The following is a 13,256-nucleotide window of genomic DNA, read 5'->3' as shown; positions in this document are numbered from 1 at the left end:
AACCGAACGATCTACACCTTAGACCGAGGGTTGAGTCGATTACAGATGATAATGTGGAGTCAAATTGCTCCATGATTGAAAATAATCCCCCAAAAGGAGTGAGTCTCTCAGATTTAATTTGTATCTTCGCCATGTCTATCGTCGGATTCTCTTGTTTTTTTTGCAACACTAAGATAAGTGAAAATTCTGACATGGCAAAATCCTGAGCAACTTTTTGTTGCTCAGGTACTTAAAAAGTTTAATTTATAATAGTGTTGCGGAATTAAGGTTTATAGTAATCGGTGTCTTATAACGCGATGATTGTATGGTAGGAATAGAACCATCTAAAGTATAATATACAGGAGAGTCATCAATAGTAGACAACTTCACCTCTAACATTTGCCGTGGAATATCGACATTAAACTGTGCACATACATTAAAGAGATGCTTAGCATAATTATAACCTTCAGCATCATACAAAGCTAGCAAACGAAACAAACGTTTTAAAAAATCATCATACTCCTTTGCCCCAGCTTGCATCCACTGAATTTCACAGAGAGCTGCCCAACGAGGTAGAGCCATATATTGCAATTGTGAGAAAGTTGGTATAAATTCTGTCCACAAATTTCCCTGTACCCCCTTTATATACTTTTGTTCTTCTAAAGTAAAATCAGAACCTGGATTATACTTATATACTCTGTCAATTGGCAAATAACCTCCTATAGACAATGGTTCCGGAAATATAGCAGCTGCTTGATAATAGTCAAAATAAAGATAGGTATTTGGTGTCAGAATGACTTCGTGCTGTTGTTTTGCCGCCTCCATACCACCCTTTTCCCCACGCCATGACATAACCGTAGCAAAAGGAGAAAGTCCACCATCTAATATCTCATCCCATCCAATTATACGACGATTATATGTACGTAAGAAATCTTCTATATGAGTTACAAGAAAACTCTGTAAACGTTCTTCCTTTGTACATTTTGTATCAGTTTGCAACCCCAATGTTTGTATGCGAAACTGACATTTAGAACATTTTTGCCATTGAGTCTTAGGACATTCATCTCCACCAATATGAATATAAGTAGATGGAAAAAGATCTACTACTTCTGCAAAGACCCCCTCTAGAAATCGTAATGTTTGATCATTGCCAGCACAAAGCAAATTATCAGAAATTCCCCATTTCGTCCAAACTTCATAAGGTCCTCCCGTGCATCCCAATTCAGGATAAGATGCAAGTGCAGCCTGCATATGTCCGGGCAAATCAATCTCAGGAATAATTGTAATAAAACGTTCCGCTGCATAGGTCACTATCTCGCGAATTTGTTCCTGAGTATAAAAACCACAGTGAGAAATACCATCATATTTACCACTGTTATGTCCGATGACCGTTTCTTTACGGTATGAACCTATTTTAGTAAGTTTCGGATATTTCTTAATTTCAAGCCTCCACCCTTGATCATCAGTCAAATGCCAATGCAAATAATTCATATGATGTAAAGCCATCATATCAATATAAGTCTTTACCTCTTCAACAGTAAAAAAATGCCGACAAACATCCAAATGAGCCCCTCGATAGTCAAAACGAGGGGCGTCATTAATAGTTGCAGCAGGCAATGTTATAATACCCTTAGCGTTTATTGGCAATGACTTTCGTAACGTTTGAATGGCATAAAATATCCCCGCCTCAGTAGAAGCAGTAATCTGCACCTTATCCTTTGAGACATGGATACTATAACTACCTGTAATAGAAGAAATAGAATCAAGTTCCAAAGTAATAGCCCTCCGTCCTGTACTTCCATATTTAATAGGAAAATCATATTGAGTTGCTTTGTGAAGATATTCTGCTAGAAATTGAGCATTACGAATCATTTGTCCGTTAGTCTCCAAACAGTGAATTTCAACGCCATCTGTCAATAAAAACGGGGCTTCTTGTAATGGTATAATTTCTTGTGGTAAAGGTACAGTACAATAATCAACCTCTTGCTTTACTATTTTACAAGCAAAAAGCATCCCTATTACTACAATATATAATAAACAAGACTTCATTTTCAGTTCACTTATTCTATATTAGGACCATCCCATACATAATCTTCTACACATCGAATATAGAGTATTTCCGAACCACACTTGATACGGAATTCACCCTCTTCCAAGCGCCATTTGCTATCATATCCGACAAATGCTAAATCACTTGCTTCTAAAGCAAGCATGACTGTTTTAGTTTCCCCCGGGTTAAGCTCTATTTTTTCGAATTGGCGCAAACGACTTACATCAGGGACAGAAGAAGCCACCAAATCTGTTGAATAAAGCAATACTGCCTCTTGAGCATTAAGTTTACTACGATTAGTAACATCAATTGTAAATACTAATTTATCGGATGCTTTAAAACAAGACTTGTCTACCCGGAAATTACTATAAATGATTTCAGAATAACTCAATCCAAATCCAAAAGGCCACTGAATATCCATTTTAGCATCATAATTGTATTCTCCAGCCATTACAGCAACTTTCTCACTAGGCTTATAATCATAAGTAGCCAAAGAATTAATAAAGCGAGGATAAGTAAAAGGTAAACGACCACTAAAATTTGCATCTCCTGCTAATAAATTCGCCAATGCATCACCACCATAATTTCCTGGAAGCATTATATTGACAATTGCTTTGGCAAGTGGTTCCAATTCGTTGAGTATACGCGGACGTCCCTCGTTTAGAATCAAAATAATGGGTTTACCAGTAGTAGCCAATGCTTTAACCAATTTTTTCTGATTAGAAGACAGATTTAAATCTGAAAGATTTCCTGGGGTTTCACAATAAGAATTCTCCCCAATACAAGCTATAATAACGTCTACTTGATTGGCTGCAGCTACCGCTCTCTCAATTTCAGGTTCATTTTCTTCCCACCAATTATCATTATAAGGAGTGGCATAAGTCACACCAGGTTCATATAAGACCTTTTCTTTTCCGAATTTGTTACACAAAGCTTCATAAATAGTATTATATGATTCCATTAGATGTTCCACACCAGATCCTTGCCAAGAAATAGACCATCCCCCATTTAGGCAACGCATGGAATTGGCATTGGGTCCTGTCAATAAAATCTTATATCTTTTAGATAAAGGAAGTAAACGATCTTCATTTTTTAGTAATACCTCTGACTCTTCAGCTGCTTTTAAAGCTACTTGTGCAAACTCCTGACAAGCGAACTTGTCATATTTGGAAACATCCCCATAAGGATTATCAAAAAGTCCCAAACGAAATTTCAGTCGTAACACTCTTCGTACTGCATCATCAATACGTTCTATAGAAACTTTTCCTTCTTCAACTAATTCCTTAAGATCAATACAAAACTGCCACTCAGAAGGTACCATAGCCATATCAATACCAGCATTAATAGCAATACGTACTGCGTCTTTTTTACTCTTAGCAATATGCTCTCGTTCATAAAGATTATTTATATCATTCCAATCGGTAACAATTACCCCATCCCAATTGAGATCCTCTTTAACCCATTGTGTTAGTAGTTCTTTATTTGCGTGAAAAGGCATACCATTATTACTAGCAGAATTTACCATTAATGTAAGGGCACCAGCACGAATAGCTGCCAAATAGGGGGCAAAATGTTTTTCACGTAAATCAATATTTGTAATAGAAGAAGGAGTGCGATCCTTTCCTGATACTGGCACACCATAACCCATAAAGTGCTTGACACAGGACGCTATATGGTACTCATCTATTTTATTAGGATTGTCTCCTTGATAACCTTGCACCATTGCAACTCCCATTTGCGCATTAACATAAGCATCCTCACCATAATTCTCCCACATACGAGGCCAACGCGGATCACGTCCTAGATCAACTACTGGTGAATAGGTCCAGGGAATGCAACATGCTCTCGATTCATAAGCACAAATCTCGGCACTACGTTTTACTAGTTCTCTGTTGAAGGTAGCTCCCATATTTATCCCCTGTGGAAAAATAGTAGCACCCACCGTATATGATGCACCATGTATCTGATCTACTCCATATATACAAGGAATACCTATTTCCTGTAATGACTTCTTTTGAATTCGGGTAATAACATCTGCCCAAATTTCTTTTTTCTGTCCCATACCATAGGGAATATTAAGGATTGAACCAACTTTGTATTTACCAAACACTGTATCCATCAAAGCTTCACTAAGAAATTGATTATCTGGATTACTAGTATCAGTAATAACTCCTACCGTTAATTCACACATTTGTCCGACTTTCTCAACCAAAGACATTTTTTGTAAAATATTTTCTATTCTAGTTTCCATTTGTAAATCAGAAAAAACAGCCGTTTTTTGGGGCTGGGACATTACTATTATAACATTTATCAGCATTAACAAACAACAGAATATTTTCTTCATATAGCTTCATTTATATATTCATAATAATTTTGTATATCTTCAGATATTCCTACCACCTTATAAAGAGGAATACCAACGTTTTTTCCATCCTTAAACAAAGCCGCTTTCACAGTAGTCTCTTTCGTTAAAATAAACGGCCTAGTATAAAGAGTGGAATTCTCGCATGGCTCTAATCCATCTAATGTATACCGTATCTCAACCGATGTTTTTTCTGTATCCAAAGTTACTTTCACTGTCTTATCAGAGCAAACCTGTGATGTCAATTCTATAACATCCGACAGCATAAAAGTGTTAATCTTTCTTGCTTTCAATTTTGGAAGATGCGCGTTTACTCTCTTTTTAAAATTTCCCCACTCCCGAATATTTTGCGGTGTCCACGCCATTTCTGCAATAGCCAGCAACCGAGGAAACATCATATATTCCAAATGTGCTGCATTGGGGATATATTCAGTCCAAGTAGAGCCTTGAACCCCTATAATATTACATCTATTTTCAGGCAATATATATGCCACGGTATCAGAAGATACTGGTTTGGAACTAATCAGTTCTTCATTTCGACTAGCAGTAAGTGCATCTGTCGGTACAGGATTGAACGAGTACATTTTTTTCAATGGAGAATAGCCATACATTGCTTTAGGTTGTGTTGCAGGATCAGCTTGGTACCAATCGAAATAGAGTACCTCTCCCGGAGTCATTACAGCACGATTCCCTCTGTTAGCGGCAACAATAGCCCCTTTCTCTCCACGATAAGACATCACTATCGATGAAGGTTGAAGAACATTCTTTAAAATTTCATCCCAGCCGATCATAATACGCCCTTTTGCATTCAAGAATTTCTCAGCGTGCATTATCATATAACACTGCAACTCATCCAATTGACGCATATTCATTCGCTTCATTAATCCTTGACATTTAGGACAAGTACTCCATGCTACTTTACGTGCCTCATCACCACCAATATGGATATAAGGTGATGGAAACAATTCCATAATTTCCGTCAAGACATCTTCCATGAATGTAAAAGATTGTTCATTACCAATACAGAATTCACCGCTAGTATAAGCTTTACCTTGACAACAAAGTTCAGGATAACCAATAAACACTTCATCAGAATGAGCAGGGAATTCGATCTCAGGAATAACCTCTATATGCCTTTCAGTAGCATAGTTGACAATCTCTCGAATATCATCTTTAGTATAATATCCTCCATAAGCTCCAGGTGTATCTTTAGTTACAAATTCACGAACCGGATTTTCCCACCATTTATCCCAATCTTTCATTGAGCGATAAGCTCCTAAAGAAGTCAATTGAGGATATTTGTCAATTTGAATGCGCCATCCTCCATTATCTGTCAGATGTAAATGAAATGTATTTAACTTATAATAAGCCATTTCATCAAGTATTTTAAAAACTTGCTCTTTAGGGAAAAAGTGTCTGGATACATCCAAATGAATGCCTCTATATGAAAAGCGCGGATAATCTTTGATTTCAACACAAGGTATCCCATTTGCAGTCATCAACTGCAAAATCGTCTGCTTTCCATAAAAAATGCCACGTATAGTTGAAGCTGTCAACTTTATAGCTGAGGAAGTAACCTGTAGCAGATAACCTTCTGATCCTAACTCTGTGAGTGTTGTATCAATTTTCTTTTCTACGATAGCATCAATCCCCTTCACTATACATTTTACACTGTCAAGAGGATAATAGCCAGCCATAATCTTCATTTCCACAGGTGCCGGAACTAAATGGAAGGTTGGTGGATTTGGCGAAGTACATGCTGTTACAACTGACATAAAAATAAGAAATACTATTATCAAATTCTGTTTATTACTATTTTGAACATTATTATCCATATATTTTTCTCTTTTTCATATAATTGTCCATTCCTGTTTAGTAGAACTCCACCGTAGCCATTCCCGATTTATTATAAAAATCAAGATATTTACCAGTACTGGTAATTATCTCACCATTATATGTTACATTGGTCAACGAAACGTACATTCCTCCACACGTACTACTAGTGATATATGATTTATGCCGTAATCCCTTCGTATCACGAATGGTAATATTTTCAAATGAGACACCGACCCATTGCCATCCAACCCATTCTTTTTGAGGACGACATTGCTCTACCCAAATGGGCCTACCACCTGACTGAATATCGTCTATTAAAATGTTCTTGAATAAAATATTGTTAATATTACCATTGTATTCATCATAAGTCACTCCCCAAATAGACTGCTGTTGCTGAACTACAGATAATGCAGCTCTATAATCAGTACTACCATCAGGTTGTTCCAAAACAACACAATCTTCAAAAATACAGTCAGTAAGTCCCCCAGAGCCCCATATACAGGCACCAGCTTCCGGCCCTACCACAATAGCACGAGCATAATCACTCCAAACAACACAATCCTTTACATTTACATATTCAGTAGGTGTCTGCCAAACCCCATAATCACGCACCTTAAGCGTTATACAATCATCATAAGTACGAATAAATGAATCAGTAATGTTAGCACGAGAAACACTACAAAGATCAATGCCATCACCGTTAAGTTCCCAAGAAATGATATTAATGTTATTAATAGTCAGATTGTCTATAAAAAACATACCTACAGTCCAACCCGGTGAGTCTATTAATGTTACACCGGAAATTTCTATATTATTCAACCTTTTTTCTGAAGCTATATGTTTAGAAGCAGAGATCAACATTTCACCATTCGACCATTGCTCTCCTCCCCAATGTCTAAGTTTCTCCCCCGAAAGAATACCACGTCCCATAATCTTTGTATTACTCCCTTCAATACTAACAGATGAGTAAACAGTCGCTCCTTCATCTATATACAGTATTTCTCCTTCTTGTAAAGTAATGGAACCTACTTCATGCTCACCTGCCGCATAATATTTCACTTTGGAGCTAGAAAAATCAGGTTTGTCAGTATCAGTACGGTTAGGAAATATAAATAAATTATGGTACCTGTCGTCATCAAATTCCACAGAGACTTTTCGGCTTTCCCAGCTAGGAATAGTAAATTCGACCGTACGATTACTACAGTTAGTAGTCTTAATACCATAAGAACTTGGGCGTATTTGTGAAGTATAAAATTTACCTCTACGCTTCTCTACACGCATCTTTACCGGTCCTGAAAATTCATTAACGAAATTGACAAAACACATTGTATCGCGTAATTCTTTAGAATTATCCCAATCATTCCAAATCTCCGAATGATATTTAGGAGCATTCGACACAAGTGCATTATTAACCTTTATACTTCTCCAACGCTTGTCTTGCAACACATACACATTATAATAATCATTATCATCAACATACAAATCATCACCCGGCCAAAAACGTATAAATTCCTCGCTCTGACTAGTCCACATATTTTTACTATAAGGTGTGTAGCGATAAGTCAATGTATAAATACTTTCCTCTTCATATTTAGAAAAGTCAAGATTCAACTCCAAGGTATAGCCGGCACGGATACCCTCCGCAATTTCCAACGTATTTTCTAAAGTCACGTCATTAAACTCTAACTGACAAGGAAGTTGCCAGGTTTTATCAGGCTGACACATTGGAAATACCCCCTTTGTCATACCTGTCTCTGCTTTGGTAAACATAAGTTTTTTTACTTTCACCTCATTCAAAGCTTCCACACGAGCAACAGACGGATATAATGCATTTGTCATTCCGCCCAATGAAAACGAAATATTCTGGAACGATTGGGGCGCATTAATTATATTAACAGTAATTGAAGAAGTAAGTGGTTGCATACTGAATTTTTCCTCTGTGTTCAAAGCCTTTTGTCCCATCCATATCTGAGGAATATCATCATTGATATCTTTTAAAGCCACATAATATTCAGAAGAAGCCTTTCCTGGATTTTCCTGTCCGAACATAAGATTATCTTCACTTTCATAAGCGATTACAGTACATCGGTTTCCAACCGTAGTTTCAAATTCCTTTAAAGATGCTCTATCCGTTTCTTTTTCTATCTCAGTACAAGTATTATTATCAAACACATACATGATATGTGTCCATGAAGCGATCTCTTCCGGTACATAGCCAGACTGCTCAGCGAATTGTGCTTGTACAATGGTTACATAATCATCGTTACAAGAAGCATAAAACACTGTTTGAAAAAACAAGCATAAAAGTAACATATTATTTTTCATATTTGTAATTTTTATATACCAAATTTTTATTTATTTCCAACCGTCATTTTGAATCAGATTCTTGTTCTTAAATAATTCAGTATCAGAAATTGGATAATAATACATTTTATCATTCCACTCTCTCTTCTGTACCAAAACACGATTAACCGTCTGTGCTCCACTACTTTGATAAAGAATACTCAATCCATATACAGAACTAGTTTCCTCTCCTATCATCCATCTACGGATATCCCAAAAACGATGTCCTTCAAACGCTAACTCTACACGACGTTCGTTTCTCAAACGTTTTATAAAAGTATTATAATCTATTCCTACAGAAATATCCGGCATACCAACACGACCTCTTACCAAATTAACGGCATCTAAAGGAGACAATATATAATTTATATCATCTACTATTCCCGTAAAGTTCGGATCTTTTTTTGCTTCAACTAAAGCCTCTGCATAGTTAAGTAAAACCTCTTCAATACGGAACAAAGGAACGATATGCTGATAACTTGTTTCATTACCAGTTATCAAACTAGTTTCCTCACGTAAAAACTTACGCAAATAATAAGATGTAGGAGTAGCCCCTGACTGTGGTTTGCCATTACGCCCACCTATAAAAGTTTCAATAGTCTGGCCTAAAAAATTGGCTCCATTGGCTAAAATTGTTTTGGCAAAACGCGGATCACGTGCTTCCGTATCGAATGCCAAAGATTGATGCTGGATCCAATCAAACGGTGTACCATCAAGCAAATCGAATGCTTCCATCAAATTCTCAGAAGGACAAACACCTGAATTCCCCCCCTCATATCCTATAGGAAAATTTGCTTTTTCAAAGCTATTATTAGCAGCACTCCATACGCCAAAAATGAGACCGGAAGCTTCTTGATTATTTACAACTTCCTCATCTACCAGTTGATATGCCCCACCATCTATCAGTTCTTTAGCAGCTTGAGCTGCCAATAACCACTTCGAAGCCTTATCCTCTTTATTATTCAACGGGCTGGCAGCATAAAGTAATACACGAGTCTTAAGTGCTTGTGCCATACCTTTTGTTACGCGAGCTAATTCACCGCTCGTAGTACCTACATAAGTAACAGGAAGATGTGGAATCACAGCATTACACTCTCCCACAATCCAATTCACCGCATCTTCATAACTTAGAGGAATGATTTCATTGGCCTCTTTCATTGACAAAGAATGTGATACAACTGGAATCTGACGATACCTTTTTAACAATTCAAAATGAAAATAGGCACGCAAGGCTCTCACTTCCAAAGGGTAATTCTTCAACTGCTCCATCTTCTCTTTATAGTTATCTTGCCAAATACTTTCAGGAAAATCAGCAGGGCAATTCTCTAAGAAATAGTTGGCAGCAGCTATAGCTTCATAATAATAAGCCCATTGATCATCAATCAAATTTGTAGCTGCCCAACTTCCGTCATAAAAAGTCTTGATCTCATTATTGTCCCAGGCATATACTGCATCATCAGTTGCAACTTCACGCATAGTACCCTCCACATCTTGCAATCCATCCACAACATAACCATAAACACCGGTTGCCACTTCTTTCACATTCTCAAAAGTAGAAAATTGATAATCTACAGTATGATATTGAGATTCATCTAATTCTAAAAAATCGCTACATGAGGTATTCAAAACCAAACAAACAGCTCCTATAAGCACATATTTATTCATAAGTATCTCCTTTTATGTTTAAAATAAAACATTCACTCCTATCTGATAACTACGCATAGACGGATATCCCATACTAACATATTCCGGATCCATAATATCTATGTGGTCTATTGAAAAAAGATTCATACCTTTCAAGAAGAAACGGCACTCATTCATATGTAAATTCTTAATCCACTGTTTAGGCAGCTTATAATAAATCTCCAGAGCTCTCAATTTTAAGAAATCCCCTCTTTCTGTCCAAAGCGAACTAGTCCGATAATTATTGTTATTAGATAGAGTAGTAAGGCGAGGATAACGAGCATTCGGAGTATATCTAGTCCAATAATCCTTCAAATAATGATTTGAAATATTCTTATCATTACCATAAAGTGGCTGATAGATGCTCTCTAGATCAGTAGTCACAGTGAAATGACCTGCACCTTGAAAACAAGCATTGAATCCAACATTCTTATAATATGCTCCAACATTAAATCCATAGTAGATTTCCGGTAAATTGGAGTAAAGTTGATAAGTATTATCATATTCATCAATTTTGCCATCCTCATTCAAATCTTTATACTTTACATCACCAGGACGAACTTCCGAAATAAATGTAGATACCGGAACACCTGATTGTAATTTACCATTATTATCAAAATCGCTTTCTTGATAAAACCCATCAGCCACCAAGCCATAAAAACGCTCAATTGACTGTCCTGTCTGATACATATATCCATATGGGTGATAAGCTTCTTCCATTCTCATAATCTCATTTTTGGCATAAGAGAACGTACCCTGAATATGATAGGCAAAATCTTTAATCCGTTGTTTATATCCTAATGCAATTTCAACGCCATAATTTTTGACTTCCCCAGTAAAAACATCACTAGCACCTACCCCAAGAACTGAAGATACAGAACCGGTAGAGTTTACACGGATATTTTTACGACGATTATAGAATCCATCTATCTCGAACGCAAGTCCATCAAAAAGCCCTAATTCAATACCAACATTCGTTTTGTAATCTTTTTCCGGTTCCATGTCTGTAGAAGCAAGCGCACCATGAGTCATACCGTTAAGTAATTTTGTACCTACAAAAATATATTTCTTGCCATTACCATTAAATCGTTTATCCATATCGTATGAAAGACGGCTGTCATTACCAACTATCCCATAAGAAGCACGCAATTTTAAATAGTCAATATTCTTAGCATTCTTCATAAATTTTTCGTTAGAAATAACCCATGCAGCAGAAAGGGCAGGATAAAATCTATACTTATCTCCCTTAACTAACTTGGCACTACCTGCGCAAGTTAGTACTCCATTAATAATATAACGATCATCATAGCTATATTCTGTATTTAGAATATAATCGCGATACATGAATGTATTGTTTGCACCTCTGAATTTGGATTTACCTTGACTAAAAATTACCTTAGCATTAACGTGATGTGCATTGAAATCGCGAATATAATTCAGTTTTGCCCATATGCTAGTACGCATAAACTGTGTAGCAAGTACACCATTATTGAACACAAGTTCCGTATCATTACCATAACGAGTATAGAGGTAATCATAAATATTACCCGATTCATTAAATAGTTGTGTCACATTATTGTAAGCATATTCTTTTGATCTAGTATCGTCCATATCAGCAGAGTTATCATAAGATATACGCAACTGAGCAGACAGTCCTTTTATTAACATAGATAGATTTTGATCAAAAGTCAAATCTGCAAAAAGAGTGCGTTGTAACATTGTAGTATAACCTTTTGCAGTTTTTTGTGCTAATGGATTCTTGAATATTTGATTCTGTAACCACATATTATTACTCTTTATTGGAAAAGCAGCAGATGGTGTATTATACATATCTGTTAAATCAGTACCTGCAGTCGGATATTGATATTGTTGCAAATGTCCCATAAGGTTAATACGTAACGTACTAGTTGGGCTGATATCAGTTTCTAAGTTTGTGCGTAATCGAAGTGAATACATTTCAGTCTGGGTAGAGTAGCCATCATTCAGATCTGTATTATTAAAAAATCCCCTATTACTAGAATAATCAGCAAATACATAGTAACGCATACGTTTACTTGTTCCATCAAAAGAGAAATTCAAATCATGATTAAAACCTGTATTACGAAGTAACTCATTTTTCCAGTCAATATTAGGATATAAATAACTATTCACCCCATTTAACATATTACGTAAATCATATTGTGTATAACGAGGAGCCATACCATCATTACATAAAGCTTCATTAAGTGCATTGCCATAATTATAAGCATTGGCCATTTCAGGTATACGAAAAGGATTCTGAATGGAAAGATTATAATTTACATGGGTACGAAATTTATGTTCTCCACCTCGTTTTGTCGTAAAACAAACAACCCCATCAGCGCCTCTATTTCCATAAAGTGCCAAAGCAGCTGCATCCTTCAATACAGTAACACTTTCTATTTCTTCGGAATGAATATTAGTAAGATCACGTTCAATACCATCTACTAAAATAATAACATTATTACCACCAAACGAACCTCTTCCTCTAACATATACATCCGGATTCGACTGCCAAGGTAGGTTTTCACCTTGTATAACCGATAATCCCGGTATCAATCCATACAACGTATTCATTACATTAGTTTGTCCAGATACACGCATTTCCTTAGCAGTAACACCACTAATAGCCAAGGAAGTATTTTCTTTTGTTAGCCGCTCATCGTAACCTACCTCTAACAAACAATTATTATCATCCAAAGTGACAAACTGCCTTTCTGCCGATACAATAGTCCTGCCTAACATTTGGTTATATTTCGAAAAAATAATTTCAGTACCTTTCTCAGCTTGGAACTGAATAAAACCATCGCTATCACTAATAAATTTCTTCATATTATTGCCAACAATGGTCATCACAACTTCAGATATTGGATTATCTTGTTTATCTACAATATATAAATTCACTAAATATTCTTGTGCTCTCAATAGGCAACAAAGACAAGTGAATAAAATAATTACACTAAGCCTTTTCATTGTTTTTCAATT

General features: G+C 36.2%; 5 protein-coding genes and 2 pseudogenes. All 7 read right to left on the bottom strand.

The genetic code is table 11. The features are described from left to right. Window positions 1–133, bottom strand: a pseudogene (locus HMPREF0106_RS25695) (IS1380 family transposase); the annotation flags it as partial. Between the two features lie 125 nt (window positions 134–258). Next, window positions 259–2,028, bottom strand: a pseudogene (locus tag HMPREF0106_RS18880) (beta-N-acetylhexosaminidase); the annotation flags it as partial. Between the two features lie 11 nt (window positions 2,029–2,039). Further along, window positions 2,040–4,373 (bottom strand): glycoside hydrolase family 3 N-terminal domain-containing protein, encoded by a 2,334-nt coding sequence (locus HMPREF0106_RS18885; RefSeq protein WP_009039223.1) that lies wholly within the window; start codon window positions 4,371–4,373, stop codon window positions 2,040–2,042. After that, window positions 4,370–6,226 carry a beta-N-acetylhexosaminidase gene (locus HMPREF0106_RS18890; RefSeq protein ID WP_009039222.1) on the bottom strand — a complete coding sequence of 619 codons (1,857 nt, stop codon included), beginning with the start codon at window positions 6,224–6,226 and terminating at the stop codon, window positions 4,370–4,372. Before HMPREF0106_RS18890 ends, HMPREF0106_RS18885 begins: the two co-directional genes overlap by 4 nt. 37 nt (window positions 6,227–6,263) lie before the next feature. Further along, complete coding sequence (locus tag HMPREF0106_RS18895; RefSeq protein ID WP_009039221.1) at window positions 6,264–8,552, bottom strand: glycosyl hydrolase family 28 protein; 2,289 nt, start codon at window positions 8,550–8,552, stop codon at window positions 6,264–6,266. Window positions 8,553–8,582: 30 nt separating this feature from the next. Continuing rightward, window positions 8,583–10,235, bottom strand: coding sequence for a RagB/SusD family nutrient uptake outer membrane protein (locus HMPREF0106_RS18900; protein WP_009039220.1), 1,653 nt, complete (start codon window positions 10,233–10,235; stop codon window positions 8,583–8,585). Window positions 10,236–10,253: 18 nt separating this feature from the next. Then, on the bottom strand, window positions 10,254–13,244 hold the full coding sequence (locus HMPREF0106_RS18905; protein WP_032851069.1) for a SusC/RagA family TonB-linked outer membrane protein: 2,991 nt from the start codon (window positions 13,242–13,244) through the stop codon (window positions 10,254–10,256). Between the last annotated feature and the right edge of the window lie 12 nt (window positions 13,245–13,256).

This window comes from Bacteroides sp. D22, from assembly GCF_000163675.1.
GTDB classification, from domain to species: domain Bacteria; phylum Bacteroidota; class Bacteroidia; order Bacteroidales; family Bacteroidaceae; genus Bacteroides; species Bacteroides xylanisolvens.
Note: the sequence above shows the minus strand (reverse complement) of the source record. Positions and strands in the feature narration are given on the sequence as shown.

Excerpts from the sequence above, each read along its gene's own strand:
- HMPREF0106_RS18885 (WP_009039223.1), bottom strand. The coding sequence starts at position 4,373 with ATGAAGAAAATATTCTGTTGTTTGTTAATGCTGATAAATGTTATAATA.
- HMPREF0106_RS18890 (WP_009039222.1), bottom strand. The coding sequence starts at position 6,226 with ATGGATAATAATGTTCAAAATAGTAATAAACAGAATTTGATAATAGTA.
- HMPREF0106_RS18895 (WP_009039221.1), bottom strand. The coding sequence starts at position 8,552 with ATGAAAAATAATATGTTACTTTTATGCTTGTTTTTTCAAACAGTGTTT.
- HMPREF0106_RS18900 (WP_009039220.1), bottom strand. The coding sequence starts at position 10,235 with ATGAATAAATATGTGCTTATAGGAGCTGTTTGTTTGGTTTTGAATACC.
- HMPREF0106_RS18905 (WP_032851069.1), bottom strand. The coding sequence starts at position 13,244 with ATGAAAAGGCTTAGTGTAATTATTTTATTCACTTGTCTTTGTTGCCTA.